The sequence below is a fragment of the Sorangium aterium genome (assembly GCF_028368935.1).
Taxonomy (GTDB): domain Bacteria; phylum Myxococcota_A; class Polyangia; order Polyangiales; family Polyangiaceae; genus Sorangium; species Sorangium atrum.
In genome coordinates this window covers 1,103,409-1,122,218 of sequence record NZ_JAQNDK010000005.1, presented here as the reverse complement: position 1 = coordinate 1,122,218, position 18,810 = coordinate 1,103,409, and the positions used below count along the sequence as shown (strand labels likewise).

The 18,810-nt window shown below is 70.3% G+C and carries 13 protein-coding genes; 1 reads left to right on the top strand and 12 read right to left on the bottom strand.

Annotated elements, in window-relative coordinates; all coding sequences use genetic code 11:
- Positions 1–50: 50 nt before the first annotated feature.
- The gene (locus POL72_RS42495) at positions 51–2,381 is read left to right on the top strand and encodes a heavy metal translocating P-type ATPase (RefSeq protein ID WP_272102594.1); all 2,331 of its coding nucleotides are present in this window, start codon (positions 51–53) and stop codon (positions 2,379–2,381) included.
- A gap of 777 nt (positions 2,382–3,158) precedes the next feature.
- Here POL72_RS42495 and POL72_RS42490 read toward each other — a convergent pair.
- The 12 genes from POL72_RS42490 to POL72_RS42435 form a co-directional block, all read right to left on the bottom strand.
- Positions 3,159–3,986, bottom strand: a complete 828-nt coding sequence (locus POL72_RS42490) for a ZIP family metal transporter (protein ID WP_272102593.1) — start codon at positions 3,984–3,986, stop codon at positions 3,159–3,161.
- 194 nt (positions 3,987–4,180) lie between these two features.
- On the bottom strand, positions 4,181–4,372 hold the full coding sequence (locus POL72_RS42485; RefSeq protein WP_272102592.1) for a hypothetical protein: 192 nt from the start codon (positions 4,370–4,372) through the stop codon (positions 4,181–4,183).
- Positions 4,373–4,412: 40 nt separating this feature from the next.
- Positions 4,413–7,655 carry an efflux RND transporter permease subunit gene (locus POL72_RS42480; protein WP_272102591.1) on the bottom strand — a complete coding sequence of 1,081 codons (3,243 nt, stop codon included), beginning with the start codon at positions 7,653–7,655 and terminating at the stop codon, positions 4,413–4,415.
- A 10-nt stretch (positions 7,656–7,665) separates the two neighbouring features.
- A complete protein-coding gene (locus POL72_RS42475; RefSeq protein ID WP_272102590.1) occupies positions 7,666–8,967 on the bottom strand; it encodes an efflux RND transporter periplasmic adaptor subunit in 1,302 nt (433 codons plus the stop codon).
- Entirely contained in the window at positions 8,964–10,202 is a 1,239-nt protein-coding gene (locus POL72_RS42470; RefSeq protein ID WP_272102589.1) for a TolC family protein, read from the bottom strand. The genes POL72_RS42475 and POL72_RS42470 overlap by 4 nt, the downstream gene beginning before the upstream one ends.
- Positions 10,203–10,363: 161 nt before the next feature.
- Positions 10,364–10,693, bottom strand: coding sequence for a hypothetical protein (locus POL72_RS42465; protein ID WP_272102588.1), 330 nt, complete (start codon positions 10,691–10,693; stop codon positions 10,364–10,366).
- Between the two features lie 177 nt (positions 10,694–10,870).
- Entirely contained in the window at positions 10,871–11,680 is an 810-nt protein-coding gene (locus tag POL72_RS42460; RefSeq protein WP_272102587.1) for a thioesterase II family protein, read from the bottom strand.
- Positions 11,681–11,746: 66 nt separating this feature from the next.
- Positions 11,747–13,327 (bottom strand): AMP-binding protein, encoded by a 1,581-nt coding sequence (locus POL72_RS42455; protein WP_308738141.1) that lies wholly within the window; start codon positions 13,325–13,327, stop codon positions 11,747–11,749.
- 72 nt (positions 13,328–13,399) lie between these two features.
- Complete coding sequence (locus POL72_RS42450; protein WP_272102585.1) at positions 13,400–14,131, bottom strand: VOC family protein; 732 nt, start codon at positions 14,129–14,131, stop codon at positions 13,400–13,402.
- Between the two features lie 30 nt (positions 14,132–14,161).
- Positions 14,162–15,307 (bottom strand): Gfo/Idh/MocA family oxidoreductase, encoded by a 1,146-nt coding sequence (locus tag POL72_RS42445; protein WP_272102584.1) that lies wholly within the window; start codon positions 15,305–15,307, stop codon positions 14,162–14,164.
- Positions 15,304–16,494, bottom strand: coding sequence for a cytochrome P450 (locus POL72_RS42440; protein WP_272102583.1), 1,191 nt, complete (start codon positions 16,492–16,494; stop codon positions 15,304–15,306). Before POL72_RS42440 ends, POL72_RS42445 begins: the two co-directional genes overlap by 4 nt.
- Positions 16,491–18,794 carry a class I SAM-dependent methyltransferase gene (locus tag POL72_RS42435; protein WP_272102582.1) on the bottom strand — a complete coding sequence of 768 codons (2,304 nt, stop codon included), beginning with the start codon at positions 18,792–18,794 and terminating at the stop codon, positions 16,491–16,493. The genes POL72_RS42440 and POL72_RS42435 overlap by 4 nt, the downstream gene beginning before the upstream one ends.
- Between the last annotated feature and the right edge of the window lie 16 nt (positions 18,795–18,810).

The following is an 18,810-nucleotide window of genomic DNA, read 5'->3' as shown; positions in this document are numbered from 1 at the left end:
GCCTTGCGGGAGCGAGATCAGACGCTCCCAACACGAAGCGGGACGCTCGCTTGCGTCTGCGCTCCGTGGTCGGGGGGCGGATGCGGTGGGAGGCGCGGGGCCTGAAGAACAATCCCCGCTACGCCGCCGCCGTCGAGTCCGCGCTTCAGAACGAGGCGGGCATCGAGGAGGTCCAGGCCAATCCCGTGACGGGGCGCCTGCTTCTGCGCTGCGATCCCGGGCTCACCCCGACTGCTATCCAGGCGAAGCTCCGCGCCGCCCTCTCGTCTCCCCCGCTGGAGGACGACGCCTACCGGCAGTGGCGGGAGCAGCGGGCGGCCACACGCGAGGCGCGCCAGGGAGGCGGACATCACCAGCACGAGGACCACGAGCACGGGGATCTCGACGCGCAGGTGCGTAACCTCGTCCTCGGCGGCTCGGTCCTCCTCGGCCTCGGCATCAAGAGGCTCGCGTTCGGCGCCGGCGCGCTGGCGTCGAGCCCGATCGTCGGCGGCATCAACATCGCCGCCACGCTGATCTCGGGGTATCCCTTCCTGAAGGGGTGGTGGCGCTCGATCTCCGGCCAGACCGGGATGAACACGGATACGCTCGTCGGGTCGGCGACGATCGCCAGCCTCCTGTTGCGCGAGAACGTCACCGCGCTGACCGTGCTGTGGCTCCTCAACCTGGGCGAGTACTTGCAGGCGCTGACGTTGAGGCGCACGGAGCGAGCGATCCGCGATCTTCTCGAGATGCCGGACGAGGAGATCTGGCAAGTCCTCGGCGAGCAGGAGGTGCGCCGCCCCGTAGCAGAGCTCCAGCCAGGAGACCTGATCGCGGTCTACGCGGGCAAGCGCATCCCCGTCGACGGCGTCATCGTGGAGGGCCAGGGCACGATCAACGAGGCTCCCATCACCGGCGAGAGCGTGCCCGTGATGAAGGTGCGCGGAGATACCGTCTACGCTGGCACCGTGCTCCTCTCCGGCGGCCTGCGCGCGCGTGTGGAGCGGGTCGGCAGCGATACGGCCGTCGGGCGCCTCATCCAGCGCGTGGAGCAGGCGCGCGAGCTGCAAGCCCCTATCCACACCGTGGGGGAGCGGTTCTCCAGGCGGTTCGTTCCTGCCTCGTTCGCCTTGTCGATCGCGGTCCTCGCCTTGACGGGCGACGCGACCAGGGCGCTGACCATGCTGCTGATCGCATGCCCGTGCGCGGCGGGCCTCGCGACGCCCACCGCGGTGAGCGCGGCCATCGGGAACGGCGCGCGTCGCGGTGTGCTCATCAAGGGCGGCACCCACCTCGAGGCCGCGGCGAAGCTGGATGTGATCGTCTTCGATAAAACGGGGACCCTGACGCAGGGAGTTCCCTCCGTGCAGCGGGTGATCTCGCTCGTGGACGACTACGCCGCCGAGCAGGTCCTCTCGCTCGCGGCGACCGGCGAGCTGCACTCCCAGCACCCGCTGGCGCTGGCGGTGGTGGGCCACGCGGCGGAGCGTGAGATCACGGTCCAGCCCCACGACGCATGCGAGATCCTCGTCGGGCGGGGGATGCGCGCGGACTGGCAGAACAACATCGTGCTGGTGGGCAACCGCCGGCTCATGCAGCAGTTCGACATCGCGGTGTCTGCCGAGGCCGAGGCCCTTTACGCGGAGCACGCGGCCGAGGGCGAGACCGAGATGTACGTGGCCCACCAGGGTCGCCTCGTCGGGCTGATCGGCGTGCGCGACAAGCTCCGTCCGGACGTGGCGTCGTCGCTGGCGCAGCTCCGCCGGGAGGGCGTGCAGCGGATCGCCATGTTGACTGGTGATATCGAGGAGTCAGCCCGCGCGGTCGCCGGCGCGGTGGGGCTCACGGAGTGGCGTGCCCAGCTGCTGCCCGAGCAGAAGTACGAGTGGATCCGCGACCTGAAGGCGGCGGGGTTCCACGTCGCGATGGTGGGCGATGGCATCAATGACGCGCCGGCGCTCGCGCTGGCCGACGTCGGGATCGCCATGGGCACGGCCGGCTCCGATGTCGCGATCGAAGCGGCGGACATCGCGCTGGCGGCCGACAACATCGCCGGCGTCGTCACGACGCTGCGGCTCAGCCGCCAGGCGCTCAACGTCATCCGCCAGAACTACGGCATCGCGCTGGGCGTCAACGCAGGGGGCCTGGTGGTCGGGGCGATGGGAGCGCTCAACCCGTTCATCGCGGCGGTGCTCCACAACCTGAGCACGCTCCTCGTCGTCTTCAACTCGGCGCGCCTCGTCGGCTACGAGCCGACGCTCCCCGCCGGCGCGAGCGCGGCCACCGCGCGACCGAGGCGCGCGTCGCGGAGGAGCGCGAGGCCCGCGCCTGGTCGGCAGGACACCGAGCGCGGCGTCCCGTGCGGGCCTCGCGGCGCGCCGGCCACCACGGGGTCCTGAGCGCCGGTCGCGTGGCTGCAGCTCGCGTCCTGGGGGCGTGCTGCTCAGGCCCGCACCGCGGCGACTGGCACCGGGGCGGATCGGCCACTGCCCGGTGGTCCTGCCGGCTCGATGTCCTCTGTCTCGCCGCGCATCTCCCGATCCGCACGGTTTTGGTCTTCCTGTGTGGGCCTTTTGCGGCAACACATGCACACAGGCCTACGGCACACGCTTCGCTCTCGATGCAGGGCTGGATCGCGCTGGGGACCAAGACCACTCCAGGGCGACAGAGGAGAAGTCGATGAGCAAGTGGATCATGGGAGCTGCAACGATGATGGCCGCCCTGGCGACGGGGTGCGCCGTCGAAGCCGGGGATGCGGACGATGGTGACGCCGACCAGGCCGGTCTCGAAGCGTCGGGACCGACGTCGGAGCAGCATGGTGGAGAGAGCGACGGAAGCGGGTTGACCGCGACGAGCGGGGCGCGCAGCTGGGGGCGTCCAGGCGGAGGCTGTAGGCCTGGCTACCCCGGTCGCCGGCCCTGGGGAAGCGGCTACAACGACCCTTGGGGCTGGGGCGGCGGTTACTACGGTGGCGGTGGCCGTCCGCCCTTCGGTGGTTACTATGGCAGCCGCCCGCCGTACGGGTGTCAAGGCGGGAATCCGTGGCGATGGTGACAGCGTGATTTCCACGCGGGCATCGCCGGCTCAACGCTCCTGAGACATGGCCGTTTCTGGCCCCAATCCCTCCAGCGCCGCGGTCATGTCGTGAATGGTCCACCCGGCCGCAAGGGTCGAGGTCAGAGGCGAGGCTGCACGGCGCGCCGGGGGCCGTAGCTGCGCAGCAGCACGAGCGCCGCCACGAGGACCAGCCCAGCGCCACTGAAGCCGGACGGCAAACTTCGCACCCACGCCTCGTCGTCGATGCCTAGCACCCCGAGCGCCAGGCCGAGCAGCCCTCCTGCGGCCTCGCCGGCGCGGCTCGCGGGCGTCACCGCGCGGCTCGCGAGCGCCTCATGCGACACCGCGTGGACGAGGAGCCCTGCGATCGTGGCGAGCACCCAGGGTTCGGCGCTCTCGAAGCGATCCTGACCGATGAGCCGCGGCGTCAGGGAACCCAGGATGGTGGCGAGCGCTACGCCTGTGAGCGCAGCGCACGTGACGTGGAAGCCATCGGCCCCCGCTCTGGCCTCGCGCGTCAGCAGGGAGACCACCATGGCGAGCGGCACCGTGTGCGCTGCGAGAGCCAGCACGACCGGCGTGGACAGCAGCCCGGCCCGAGCGAGCGACGCGACGGCCGCGCCGTCGCCAAACTGGTGCACGAGCACCGCCGCGTATCCCAGCGCGAGCGCCATCCTCGGTGCATGATGGACAGAGTCCTCCCCGGCCACGAGGCGCTCCATCACCGTCGGCGCCAGCAATCCGGCCGCAGCCGGCAGCAGCGCACGCCAGCCCAGCTCGCCGAGCGCCTCGGGCAGAAGGTGGAGAAACGCGATCGACGCCGCGGCGACGACCGCGAATGTGCGTATCGCTGGCATGAGGCCGCTGTCCCAGCCGCGAAGCACCGCCAGGAACCCGCCCAGCGCGATCGCGAGCACGAGGAGAAAAATGCCGAGTGTGAGCGACATGGATGCCCCCCAGCGCCGATCCATTGTGCATCGCAGCTGGGATGGGAAGCGCGGGACGAGCGCTGAGGGTGCGGCGTCAGGAGAGCGCCGTTCCAGGCGTAGGCGAGTCGCCCTCGATCGCGGTTGAGCCGGCCTGGTGCCGGTCGGGGCGGATGAGTATCGGCGCTTGTTCTGGACGGGCCATGAGCAACGAGTCAGTGGTCGTGGCCGTCGCCCTCCTTGTGGTCGTGGCCGTCGCCTTCCTTGTGATCGTGCCCTTTGGCATCCTTCGACTCACCACCGGCCCCCCCGGTGCCCTCCTGCCGGCCTCCCTCGCCCTCCTCGCATTCATGGCCCTCATGGCAGTTGTCGCCGCCGCAGCCGACGGCGCTCGCGGCGGATGCCATGGCGACGATGACCGCCAGCACGAGGGGATACCGATGTTGCTCAAGCAGGAGGATCTCCTCTCTCGATGATGCGTTCGGCCAGGGGAGGCGCCGGAGCGGCAGTCGCCTCCCTCGCATGAAACAAGCGGTAGAGGGTCGGCAGGATCAGAAGCGTGAGGGCCGTCGACGAGAGGATGCCCCCGATCACGACCGTCGCGAGCGGCCGCTGCACCTCGGAGCCGGTGCCGGTCGCGAGCGCCATCGGGACGAAGCCGAGGGCCGCGACGAGCGCCGTCATGAGCACGGGGCGGAGCCGCGCGATCGAGCCATGGAAGACAGCATCGTCGAGCGACTCGCCCTGCTGGCGCATATTCTCGATGAAGGTCACCATCACCAGCCCGTTGAGCACGGCGACGCCCGAGAGGGCGATGAACCCGATCGCCGCGGAGATCGAGACGGGCAGCCCGCGGATCCAGAGCGCGAAGATGCCTCCGGTCAGCGCGAGCGGGACACCGGTGAAGATCAACAAGGCGTTCTTCAGCGTCCCGAAGGACAGGAAGAGCAACCCGAAGATGAGCCCGAGCGCGACCGGCACGACCAGGGCGAGCCGCTGGCGTGCAGCGATGAGGTTCTCGAACTGCCCGCCCCACGCGGTCCAGTAGCCGGCCGGGAGCTTCACCTCCGCGTCGATCCGCTGCTGCGCGTCGGCCACGAAGCTCCCGAGATCCCGCCCGCGCACGTTCGCCTGCACCACGACCCGGCGTTTGCCGTTCTCCCGGCTCACCTGGTTGGGCCCCTCCTCGACGGCGATCTTCGCCACCGAGCCGAGCGGAACGAACGCCGCGTGCTGCTCCGGCCGGTCCGTCGCCGAGACGGTCCGCGTGGCGGCTTCCGGGCGGTCCGCCTCCGGGAGCGGAACGGGCAGGTTCTGGAGCGCGCGGATGTCACCGCGGATCGCGTCGGGGAGGCGGATGACGAGGTCGAAGCGCTTGTCTCCCTCGAACACCTCGCCTGCGCTGATGCCCCCGACCGCTGCCTCGATCACCGCGTGCACGTCGGCGATGTTGAGCCCGTAGCGGGCGGCGGCGTCCCGGTCGACGTCGATCGTGAGCACCGGCAGGCCGGTGACCTGCTCGACCTTGACGTCGGCGGCGCCCGGCGTCTTTCCGAGGATGCCGCCGATCTTCTGCGCCTGCTTGAGCATGACGTCGAGATCATCGCCGAAGACCTTGACGGCGACGTCGCTCCGCACGCCCGAGATGAGCTCGTTGAACCGGAGCTCGATGGGCTGACTGAACTCGTAGTTCTGCCCGGGCAGGTCCTTGATCACCTCCTCGATCGCCTCCGCGAGCTCCTCCTGCGTCTTCGCTTTCTTCCACCCGCTCCGCGGCTTCAGCATCAGGTAGGTGTCGGAGACGTTCGGGCCCATCGGATCGGTCGCGACCTCGGCCGTCCCGGTCCGGGCGAAGATGTGCTCAATCTCGTCGGGGAACCGCTCCTTGAGCACGCGCTCGAGCTGCATCTGCATCTCGACGCTCGTGGTGATCCCGATGGACGGGATCCTCGCCGGCTGGAGCGCGAGGGCGCCCTCGCTCAGCTTGGGCGCGAACTCGCTGCCGAGCCGCGTCGCGACGAGCCCCGAGACCGCGAGCAGGGCGGTCGCGCCAATCACCACCGCGCTGCGGTGGGCGAGGGCCCAGCCGATGATCTGCTCGTAGCCGCGCTTCGCGTGCCGGAAGAGGAAGTTCTCCTTCTCGGACACTTTGCCGGTCAGGAGGAGCGCCACGAGCGCGGGGATGAACGTCATCGACAGGATCGTCGCGCCGGCGAGCGCGAGGACCACCGTCTCCGCCATCGGCCGGAACATCTTCCCCTCGATGCCCGTGAGCGTCAGGATCGGCAGATAGACGATGGCGATGATGATCTCGCCGAAGATCGTCGCCTTCCGGACCTCCTGCGACGCCTCGTACGCCAGCTCGATGCGCTCATCCCTGGTAAGCACCCGCCCGAGCCGGTGCTGCTCCTCGGCGAAGCGCCGGACGCAGTTCTCGACGATGATCACCGAGCCATCGACGATGAGGCCGAAGTCGATCGCCCCGAGGCTCATCAGGTTGCCGCTGATCTTGGCCTCGACCATGCCGGTGATGGCGATGAGCATCGAGAAGGGAATGGCGAGCGCGGCGATCAGCGCGGCGCGGACGTTGCCGAGCAAGAGGAACAGGACGACGACGACCAGCGCCGCGCCCTCGAGCAGGCTCCGCTGCACGGTGCTCAAGGTCGCCTCGACCAGGTAGGTGCGGTCATAGACGGTCTTGGCCGTGACCCCTTCAGGGAGCGACTTGTTGACCGACTGCATCCGCTCGCTCACGCGCTGCGAGACGGACCGGCTGTTCTCGCCGACGAGCATGATGGCCGTGCCGATGACGACCTCGCGCCCGTCCTCGGTCGCCGCGCCGGTCCGGAGCTCACGGCCCACGCCCACCTCGGCGACGTCCCCGACGCGGATCGGGACCCCGTCGTGATGGCCGACGAGGATGCGACGGATGTCGTCCTCGCCTTGAACGAGCCCTGTCGCGCGGATCAGGTACTGCTCGCCCTTGTGCTCGATGTAGCCGCCGCCTGCGTTGGCGTTGTTGCGCGCGACGGCCTCCAGCACGTCGCGGAACGACAGGCCGTAGCCGACGAGCTTCGCCGGATCGGGGGAGACCTGATAGAGCTGTTCATACCCACCGATCGAGTTGATCTCCGTGACGCCCGGCACCGTGCGGAGCTGCGGGCGCACGATCCAGTCCTGGATGGTGCGCAGATCGGTGAGCTCGTAAGGTTTGCCGTCGGGCCGCCGGGCCTCGGGCGAGGCCTCGAGCGTCCACATGTAGATCTCGCCGAGCCCGGTCGCGATCGGGCCCATCTGCGGCTCGCCGAGGCCCGGTGGCAGGCTCTCCTTGGCCGCCGCGAGGCGCTCGCCCACGAGCTGGCGCGCCCAGAAGATGTCGGTGCCGTCCTTGAAGATGACGGTCACCTGCGACAGGCCGTAACGCGAGAGCGACCGGACCTGTTCGACGCTGGGGATGCCGCCCATCGCCCACTCGATGGGGAAGGTGACGCGCCGCTCGACCTCGACGGGCGACAGCGCCTTGACCGAGGTGTTGATCTGCACCTGGACGTTGGTGATGTCGGGCACCGCGTCGATCGGCAGACGGTTGAAGTTGTAGACGCCGAGCGCCCCGACCGCGAGCGTGAGGACCACCACGAGCCAGCGATGGCGGACGGAGAACGCGAGGATCTTCGCGAGGAGGGTGAGCATCGTTTCCTCCTCAGTGCGCGTGGTCGTGGCCTGCCTCGGATTTCCCGAGCTCGGCCTTGAGGATGAAGCTGTTCTTGCCGACGTAGCGCTCCCCCGCGGCGATGCCGTCCAGCACCTCCACGAGCTCGGCGCCCGGAGCGCCTGGAGCCTTCCCCTGGCGACCAGGCTTGATGGCGCGGGCCTCGAACGCGTCGCCCTCCTGGACGAACACGACGTCTTTCCCCTCGACCCTTTGCACCCCCTCGTACGAGACGGCGACCGGCGCGTCGACCTGATCGACGGCCACGTCGGCGGTCACGAACAAGCCGGGCCGCCATGCGGCGCCAGGGTTCTTCAGCACGACGCGCGCCGTCGCCGAGCGCGTCTTCTCGCCCACGACCGGGCCGACATACGTGATCTCGCCGTCCGCGGGCTCCTCGATGCCCTCCGCCCGCACGCGGGCGGTCTGGCCGGCGCGGACGCGGGCGAGATCCTTCGCGTACACAGTGACGTTGACCCAGATCGTCGAGAGATCGGCGACGACGAACGTCTGCGTGTCGTCCTTGAGCACCTCGCCGACGTTGATGTGCTTCTCGATGATCGTGCCGTCCATCGGCGCGATGAGCGCGTACGCGCCCCCCTTCGCCCCGGAGCCCGCGCCGGACGACGCCTGGAGCTTCTGGGCGGCGCTGCGATGCTCGATCTTCGCCTCGGCGAGCGCCTGCTTCGCGGCGAGGAACTCCTTCTCGGCGGCGATCTTCTCCTTCCAGAGCGCCTCTTCGCGGTTGAAGTTGGCTTCCGCGAGCTCGAGCCGCTCCTTCGCGGTCAGGAGCTCCCGCTGGAGCTCCGCGAACTCACGGCTATCGAGGATCGCGAGCACGTCGCCCTTCTTCACGGTGTCGCCGAGCTGCTTCCTCACCTCGCGCGCCGTGCCGGAGACGCGAGGCGTGACGTGGGCGAGGGCTTCGGCGTTGAGCGCCACTTCTCCCGGTAGCGACACGGTCTCCGCGACCTGGCCCGGGCCGGCCGCCAGGATCTCGAGCCGCGCGTTGTCGAGCGCCTCGGACGACAGCTTGATCTTGCCCTCCTCGTGCTCGCCCTCTTCGTGCTCTCCGTGGCCGTGCTCGCCGTGGTCGTGTTCGCCGTGGCCATGGGCCGCCTCTGCCGGCTCGCCGTGGTCGTGTCCCTCGTGCTCGTCGGCGCCGTGGTCGTGAACCGCGTGGTCGATGAGCAGCGCCCCCTTCACCGCTGCGGCGAGGAGCAGCAGAAATCCCCCGGCCAGCCCCGCGATCTTCGCGCGCGTGAGCTCGATCTTCACCTTCGCGGCGCTCATTGCGGGGACCTCCCCGCCGCGACCAGGAGCTCGATCTTGGCGTTCGCGTGGGCGTGTTCTGCGTCGAGGAGCGCCGCCTGGGCATCGAGCGCCTCGCGGCGAACGAGCAGGGCGCTGGCGAGGTCGTTCTCCCCGAGCTCGTACCCCCTCGTCGACAGCGCCACGGCCTGCGTCGAGAGACCCGCAGCGGGCGCGAGGTGGGCGAGCGCGCTCCTCGTCGCCTCGTAGCGCGCGTAGAGCCCCTGGATCTCCCCCGCCGCGCTGGCCCGGCTCGCTGCGAGGCGGGCGGTCGCGGCGTCGACCTCGGCCGCGGCCGTCGCTACCCCTGCCCGGTTCGCGTTCAGGATCGGCACCGGCAAGGCGAGGCCGATCATCCCGATGTTCGCCTGGTCGTCCCGCTCGTACTGGGCGAGCACGTTGACGGTCGGCCATCGTCCGGCCAGCTCTCGACCCGATTTGGCCCTGGCCGCCTCCACCGTCGCCAGGGCGGCGCGCACGTCGGCCCGCTGATCGGCCTCGCGAAGCAGCGTCGCGAGCGGCGGCGGGGCCTCCTCGGGCACCAGCGCGCCCGTGACCGCGCCGTCCTTCGACGCCTGACCCAGCATCGACCGGAGCCCCAGCAGGTCGGCCTCGCGCGTTCCCCGGGCGGTCGCCTCGGCGGCGGCGTCGCGCCCCTCCTGGAGGCGCGCGAGCGCCACGTCGATCTCCGGCACCTCCCCCGCCCTCTTGCGCTTCTCCGACGCGGCGACGAGCCGCTGGGCGAGCGCGCGGCGCTCGGCCGCGAGGGCGACCTGCGCCTCGTCGCGCAGCACGAGCGCGTGCTGGAGGAGCGCGGCCAGCAGGAGGCGCCGCTGCGCCTCGCCGGCAGTGGCCAGCGCGGCGCGCTGCTCCGCCTTCGCGGCCTCGACGCGCGTGCCGCGCCGGCCGCCCAGCTCCAGCGGCCACGACAGCGAGGCCACGGCGGCGGCCGGCCTGCCCCCATCGGGGTTGAATCGGATCCCTCCCATCCCGGACAGGACCGGATTTTCGAGCGAGATGACCCCGGCGGCGGTGACGGCGGCGCCGGCGACCGCAGCCTCGGAAGAGGCGGCGCGCGCGGCCGGCGCAGCGCGCACGAGCTCGGCGATCCGAGCGCGCGTGAGCGGGGCCTCGGCGGCGGCGGCCGCCTTCGGCATCAAGAGGTGGAGAGCAGTCGAGGAAATGACCAGCAGACGACGTAAATGCGTACGGAACATGGACGGCAGCCCTCGAGCGCATCGAGCGCTCGCGCGAAGAACCGGGGTTCTGCCCGGTCAGGATCGCGTGAGGGGGCCGAGCCACGCCCGCGCGGCGCAGAGGCGCTCACGCGCTCCTGTGCTGCGGCCGTGCTCGTAAATGCGAACCTGACGCGGGCGCCTCAAGCGCGCGGGCGTCGGGGTGGCCGTTCGAGGCGGTGGGTGAGCGATCGCCCTGGCATCTCCGGCGGCGTCGATGCGACGATCTCGAAGGCTTCGAGGAGGACGTAGGGCAGCACCTCGGCCAGGGGCAGGGTCATCGGGATGCGGCCGCAAGCGCAGTCGTGGCAGCTCGGCGGACACTCGCGGTGCGGGCGGTCCGGCGCCTCGTCGTGACTCTCTTCCGCGGAGGACGACGCGAGCATCGGGTGCTCGCAGGCGATCGCAATGCCGAGCGCCTGGAGGGTGTGGCCCTGAGCGATGAGGCCGACGACGAGGAACACCGGAAGCACGGCGCAGATCCAGCGAAGGATCGCGCTGCGTGGACGGTGGGGTCGCCGGGCGCGGGACATCTGCTGCGAGATTGGAGGAAAGCGGGGCAACCGTCAAGGAAGCCCTTGCTTCGCCAGGGAGATGCGAGGCGGCGCGGTTCAACGGTTTACCCACGTTGCCACCGGCCTGGAGAGATCTCAGGGGAAATAGCTCCAGGGCATCTGCGCCTGTCCGAGGGGCGCGGTCGACCTGGAAGGGAGCCGGAACATGCGCAGCACCTCCGAGACGAACGCCCGTGGATCCTGCGTGATGTAGAAGTGATCGCCAGCCAGCGCGCGCAGCTCGACCCGACCTTCCAGCCAGTGCTTCCACGCGTCCACCTCGTCCTCACGAGCTTCGTCATCGGCGGATCCGTGGAGCAAGAGAGTCGGCGTCCGGAGACGCTTGGTACAGCGATCCAGCGCGAGGCGGTAGCTCTCCGAGGCAAGGAAGTCGCCGCGCAGCATCGGCATGAACACCTCTCGGAGCTGCGGGTCGGTGCGGAACTCCGCGGGACATCCTCCCAGGCGGATCAGCTCCTCGACGAACCCTTCGTCATCGAGCGGGCTGAGCATGCGGCGTGGGATCAGATGGGGAGCGTGGCAAGCGGACAGCACGAGCCCGGCGGGCGCCCGACCCCACTGCTCGAGCAAGCGGCATGCTTCGAACGCGATCTGCGCCCCCACGCTGTGGCCTATCAGAAGCCACTGGCCGCTCGGAGGCTCAGCGCACAGCTCGTGCGCCAGCTCGGACGCGCTGTGCTGAACGCTCTTCATGCCGGGCTCGTGCAGACGATGGTCGCGCCCCGGGTAGGTCACGAGGGACGCCGAGACGTCCACATGCGACAGCGCCTTCCAGCTGCGGAAGGCCGTTTGGCTCGCACCACCAAAGGGACACAGGATCAGGTGCGGGCTGGACTGCGCAGACGCGCTCAAGATGCGGCGCAAACTTCGGGTAGATCTGTTCATGGTCACTCGGGTCGGTGTTGATGTCTCGAGGAACGATCGGCATCTGAACCGAGGCAACGCCGTTCACTAGGTGGACATGGCGGGCGAGGCGCCACAGACCTGACTCGCCAGGGCCCGCTTGTTGACCTTGCCCACGCTCGTCTGCGGAAAGCTCTCCAGGACCTTCAAACGATCGGGCAGCTTGAACGCGGCCACCCCCAGACGGCTGAGATAGGCGTTCACCTCGGCGAGCGTGGGCGCCTCGCCGCGCGCGATGATGCAGGCGCAGGTGCGCTCCCCCATGGTGGCGTCCGGGACGCCGACGATGGCGACGTCACGGATCGCCGGGTGAGCCATGAGATAGTTCTCGAGCTCCTCGACCGGGACCTTCTCCCCTCCCCGGTTGATCACGTCCTTGCTCCGGCCTTCCACCACCAGATGTCCGCTGGCGAGCCGCCGCACCAGATCCCCGCTCCGATAGAAGCCGTCGGCGGTGAACGCCCGACGATTGTACTCCTCCGCGCGATAATATCCTCGGATTGTATAGGGCCCTCGGACCTGCAGCTCACCGACCTCGCCGTCCGCCACCTCGACATCCGAGGCGTCGACGATCCTCACCTCGTCGTCCTCGGCGACCGGCCGGCCTTGCGTGTTGATCACGGCGGACTCGCCGTCGTCGAGCCGCGTGAAGTTGAGCAGCCCTTCGGCCATGCCGTAGACCTGCTGCAGCCCGCAGCCGAGGACGGGTCGTACGCGCGCCGCCGTCTCGGCCTTGAGGCGAGCGCCCCCCGCCTGGATCCACCTCAAGCTGCTCAGATCGGCCTGCACCCACTCCGCCGCCTCGAGCCACAGCAGGACGAGCGGCGGGATGAGGGCGGTCACCGTGATCTTCTCCTGCTCGATCAGTCGAAACGCCGCCTCGGGGCTCGGGTCCTTGCAGAACACCACCGTACCGCCGGCGTACAGGGTGCCGAGGGCGCCTGGACACCCCAGGGCGAAGTTGTGCGCGATGGGGAGGCTCACCAGGTACCGGGTCCTCGCGTCGAGGGCTGTCACATCGGCGCTGAGACGGACATTGCAGACATAGTCGTCGTGGGTGCGCGGGATCAGCTTGGGAGCGCCGGTCGTGCCTCCCGACAGCAAGAGCAGGGCCACGTCGCGCGCGTCCGGCCCGGCCATGATCTCCGCCGGCGCATCCACCTCGGAGAGCGGCACGAACTCCTCTGCATCGCCCACCACGAGGACATGCCGGAGGCTCGCCACCCGCTTGCATACCGAACGGGCGAGCGCCCGGTAATCGAAGCCGACATGCACGTCGGCGATCACGTACGCGACCGCCTGGGAGAGCTCTGCCAGATGCACGATCTCCGTCTCTCGATGCGCCGGCAGCGCCAGCACCGGGATGGCCCCGATCCGGAACAGCGCAAAGCACAGAGGCAGAAACTCGGCGATGTTGGGCAGCTGAACCAGGACGCGCTGCTCCGCCGCGATGCCGAGCCGGCGCAGCCCCGCGGCCATGCGATCCGCGCGCTCGTCGAGCTCGTGGTACGTCCAGCGACGCGCTCCGTCGACGACGGCCACGCGCGCCGGCGTCGCTCGGGCCCGCGTGCGCAGCATCTCTCCGAGGCGCTCGCCTCGCCAGTACCCCGCTGCCCGATAACGATCCACGAATTCAGCGGGCCAATCGACACATCCACTCAACATAGGAGCTCCCTCGCTTCCACCGACGTTCGTCGGCGCTCACTGTCCTGCGCTTCGGTGCGCGCGGCTCGGGTCGGCGTTCGGGCGGGCGGGCAGCACGGCCGCGCCGTGCAGGAGGGTCGGGTCGAGCTCGGCGGTCAAGCCGGCGATCTCGATGGCGCGGACCCCCGTCACCTCGGCGGGCTCGAGCGCGAACGTCGGGTCGTCACCGACGATCCGGCGCACGGCCTCTCGATGCTCGGCGCGGACACCCATGCGCACCCGGCTGAGCCTTCTGGCCCCGTTCGGATGGCGGTTCTCCCTTGGATGTTGAGGCGGGTCGTACGGGGTCACGATGAACGGGAGACGATCGTTCGCCGGATAGGCAAACTTGAAGCGGATCTCCTGGCCATCGGGCTTCGTCCGTCGCCACCCGATGGCTCTGCCGACGGGGACCCCTGCCTCCCGCAGCGCGGCGAGCTCACGGTCGAGAGCGTGTGTGTCCGTCACGACCGCCACGTCGCAGAAGCCCTCACCGCCCTCGGACCAGCGGATCATCCGCCGGCCCGAGCCGCGCCCCGCCATCAGCTCGATCGGCCATTTGAACCACCTCGCGCTGCGCGGCGTCGTGAGCAGCTCGACGATGGGGCCTTCCGTGAACCAGATGTGCGCGTGCTGGGCCTTCCTCTCGGGCGTCGCGTAATCGACCTTGAACCCGAGCTCTCTGTAGTCGCGCACGGCTTGATGAATGTCGCGCACCCATACCAATACGTGGCTGCAAGAAGTCGCCATGTTCAGTTCTCCCGAGCGCCAGGCGCTCGTTCAATGCGCGCCGCTCCCGCCCGCATCGAATGCGGCAGCGCGCGCCGCCGCGCGCAGCTCGTCGACAGGGAGCGGCTCCGGGGTCTCTGGACGGATGAGCTCGGGCATCCCGATCCGCTCCGTCAGATCACGCCACGCGAGCGTCACGCCCAGGGCCCACTGGCCGCTGCGGACACGGCGGGCCGGATCGGCGATGTCGCCGCACAGGTCGCGCAAGGCGACGACGACCGCGTCGGGCCACGTCCGCGCGAACACGTCGTGATAGCTGCGCGTGCGCTGGTCGCCCAGGATCAACGTGCTCTCCACGGCGAGGCGGTCGGTGCCGGGGCCGCTCATGATCAGGCGCCCGGTCGGGTCGCGCGGCGAGTGCATGCGCGGATTCCAGAGGACGGGGCCGTGGGTGTCGGCCAGGGTCAGCACGCCGGCGTCGCATCCGAGCGAGATCCGGTGCATGAGCAGGGAGTGATTGTCTGGATCCTCGGGGTGGACCTGGTTCTGCACGCGGAGCGTCACGGGCACGCCGCCGATGGTCGCGCTCAGGCTCTGGAACGGTTGACCCGCGGCCGGCGAGGGCCGGTCGCCTCGCGGCCCGCATTCCGAGAACGACCATGGGCGCAAATCGCCTGCAGCGCGGCCGATCACGTCGAGCAACGGATAGGCGACCTGGCTGTTGCAAGCGGCGTCGATGAACTGGATGCGCTGGCGCTTCCTGATGTACTCGGCCGCCGCAAGGAACTGCCGGATCGGACGCACGTTCGGGTACAGCGTGTTGACCGCGTACGCCGCGCCTCCCCGCTTCGCGGCCTTCAGGCACGCGGTGATCTCCGCGGCGTGCACGGGGTGCTCCTGCAGCACGTGGATCCCGCGCTCGAGCAGCGCCTTGGCCAGATCGGAGCCTGGGCCGCCGGTCGCCCCCGAGCGCACCACGACGCAGACGATGTCGACGTCGCCGGGGATGTCCTCCACCCTGGTGTAGAGCGGCGCGCCGTAGCGCTCGGCGCACTTCCTGGAGAACTCGCTGCCGCGCCCGAGCACGCCGGCGAGCGTGAACGAGTCCTGCGCCGACGCGACAGCATCGAGGTAGATGCGCCCGAAGGCGGTGCCGGCGACGACGACGCGCTTCTTCTTGCCGCCGCCGGCGCTCACCAGATCACCTGCATCGTGAGCGGCCCGCGGAAGAACGTCGCGGTCTTCCACTGGACGTCGGCGTGGAGGCGCAGATCCGGCAAGCGGGTCACGAGCGCTCTCAGCGCTTCCTGGAGCTCGACCCGGGCCAGCGACGCGCCGATGCAATAATGCATTCCACAGCCAAACGCGAAGTGCGCCCGCGCGTCTCGATCGAAGTCGAGCCGGTGTGGATCGGAGAACTTGCGAGGGTCGTGGTTGGCCGCGCCGACCGACGCAAACACGGGCTCCCCCGCGCGCACCAGCGTATCGCCCACCTGGACGTCCTCGGTGGCGTAGTGCGGAAACATCGCGGCGGACGCGACCGGCACGAAGCGGAGCAGCTCCTCGACCGCCGGCGCCACGAGGCCAGGATCCGACTTGAGGCGCGCGAACTGCTCCTGATGGGTCAGGAGCGTGTAGATGAAGTTCGGGATCTGCGAGGAGGTGGCCTCGTACCCCGCGATCAGGATGGCGATGCAGAGCTGGACCAGCTCGCGCTCGTTCAGACGGTCGTCCACATCGTGGGCCTCGATGAGCGCGCTCATCAGGTCGTCGCCCGGCTCGGCCCGGCGCAGGCGGACCAGCCCCATGATGTACTGGGACAGCTCGCCGAGGTTCCGCTGCGTCTGCTCGGCGGTCTGCGTGTTGGTCGAGAGCAGGGAGTCGTTCCACTCCTTGAACTTGGACTGATCCGCCACCGGAACGCCCAGGAGCTCGCAGATCACGGACATCGGGATCGGCAGCGCGTAGTCCCGCACGAGATCGGCAGGGGGACCTTTGGCGACCATCCTGTCGATCAGCTCGTTGGCGAGATCGCGGACATGCGGGCGCAGCTGCTCCACGCGCCGGTTGGTGAACGCCTGGGTGACCAGGTTGCGGATGCGGGTCAGCTCGGGCGGGTCCATCATGACGATCCCGCCGGCGATGCGCGGGAGCGCCCTCGGGGCGTCCGCGCGCTTCGTGGCCTCCTCGCGGCTGAACCTCCGGTCGGACAGCACGAAGCGGACGTCCTCGTAGCGGGTCGCGAGCCACGCCGGCTCGCCATAAGGCAGCTTGACCTTGAGCAGCCCCGGCGTTTGCTGAGCGCGGGAGTACGCGGAGGCGAGCGCGATGCCGTCGAAGAGGTTGAACGGATACTGGATGGGGGGATTCGTCGCGGTAGTCATTGCGTTCGTCCTTGTGATGCCGCCGCGGGAAGCGGGCGGGAATCGAAGCGCCGGCGGCGCGCGGCCCAGTCCCGCAGCCGCTCGCGGTCGAGGGCGCCGCCTGCGGCGAGCGGCAGTTCATCCACGATCTCGATCCTGGCGGCGGCTCCCAGGCTCTCGCCGAGATGCTCGGAGAGGCGCTCCGAGGTCAGCAGCGTCCGATCCATCTTGGTCCGGGCTGCGAACACCCGATGGCCGAGCCGCTCCAGCGGGTGGCCGTCCCGGGGCAGCCCGAGGACGCGCCGCAGGCCCGCGCCGTCCAGCGCTGCGTTCCACTGAGGCAGCGAGAGGAAGGTCGACTCCGTCTCGGCCCTGCCGTCGCTGGCGTCGTCCAGCATGAAGGCCTGGGACGCCATCACCCAGAACTCTTCGACCGTGGGCTCGGTCAGGACGAGCCAGCCGCCGGGGCCGAGCAGCTCGTTGAGCCAGCGGAGGGAGGCGTCCGTGTTCCGCGCGGCGTTGAGCACGCCCCCGCCGATGATCACATCGAACGAGTTCGGGACGAAGCCCTGGTCTCTCGGCGCGACGTTGATGTCGTAGAGGCCGAAGCGCACGCACCGGTGTCCGGCGAGCCGCGGGGCAGCCTGATCAAGGAAGTACCTGGAGACGTCGGTGTAGAGGTAGTCGACCTCGGCGCCCGAGAGCTCCGGCAAGAGCGACTCGGAGGTCGCCCCCGTGCCGGCGCCGACCTCGAGCAGCCGGACCGGCCGCTGCCCGGGCCATTCCTTGGCAATCCTGCTCACCAGGAGGCTGACGGCGCGGTGTTGGTACCGGGCCGCAACGCTCTCGCGATACAAGGCCCTGGCGAGGTCGGTGCGCCCTTCCGGGAACAAGAGGTGGACGGCCCGCACCGCGCCGGAGATCAGGTCAGGCAAACGGTCCGAATTGCGGACCGCGTAGTCGATCGTGCCGGTCGCGCCGACCGTGGCCAGCCACTCGCCCTTCAGCTCGTCCCATGCGCGCGCCAGCGCGGCGTCCGAGTGGTCGCCGATCGGGCCCACGGCGCTCAGCAGGTCTCCGTCCCGGCGCAGCAGCTTCTGCTCCGTGAGCACCCTGAGCCAGCGGCGGAGGAGCGGCCGATGCGCGGCGGCGACCCGCGCCCGCGCGAGCACCTCGTCCACGGTGTGCGCGGCGGCCGTGTCGGTGAAAAGGCCGCTGCGGCCCAGCGCGTTGAGCATCGACAGCAGCGCTGTTCGTCCCAGCCGCTCGACGGCCGCGATCGCCCGGTTCACGTCGGTCCCGGCGAGCTCGGCGTCGAGCGCGGCGGTTACGCTGGCGATCAGGCGCTGTCCGCTCGCGTCGCCGTCGGCGTCGTCGCCGGCACGCTTCGCGGGGACGGCGAAGATCGCCCAGCCGTCGCCGTCGGAGGGGATCGCCGCCGCCGCCGCCACGCTCGGCTGGCTCATCACGAGCTCCGCGATGCGCGCCGCTTCTTGCTCGGCTCTGCGCAGCTCGCGCTCCACCGGTACGAGCCCGGCTTCACCGGCGATCCTGTCCACGAGCTCTGCGCCGAAGACGCGCCGCACGGCCGCAGACGACTCGGCGGACAGCGCTCCACCGGCGCCTGCGCCGGCGTCGTACACGATGCGCCGCAGCGCCCCGAGATCGGCGAGCGCGGCCGCCGGATGAGCCAGGAGGCTGCGCAGCAGCGCCGCTGACACGATCGCGCAGTCCGGGGCCGCTCGCTCGAGGAACGAAAGGGCCCTGGCCGGGCTCGCGGCGCTCGCGTCCACCACGTGAGGGTGGACGGCGGCGCCGGCGCTCCAGCTCGCGAACACCGCATCCCCGCCGAACCCGGCCAGCGGCGAGAGCACCGCCGTGCGCGCAGGCGAAGGGCCGAGCGCGTCGCGCAGGGCAGCCACCGACTCGCAGAACACGGCCCTCGACCACACGAACGATCCGCGAACCACGGAGAACGGCGCGTCGTCCGCCAGGCGGGGCTCGCAGGCGCTCGCCCCGTCGAGCGCGGGCAGGTCGGCGTCGGTGATCCTCAGGACATCGCCGCCGTCGCTCGCTGGCTGCTCGGCGGAGAACCGCGCGCCGAGCAGCATCGCGGCCAGCCGGACGGGCAGGGCCTGCGGTGCGTCTCCGGCGCTCCAGCTCAGCGAGCGGCCCGCGACGGCTCCGCGCTGGCGCAGCGCCGTGACGGCGCGGTACGTGCGGTCGAGGACCTCTGCTCCGGTCCACGCTCGCCCGCTCGACACCAGCGCCGCTCGGCTCCCGAGGCGCTCCAGCCCATCGATGATCTGTCTCACTGTCATGGCACCTCGTCCGGTG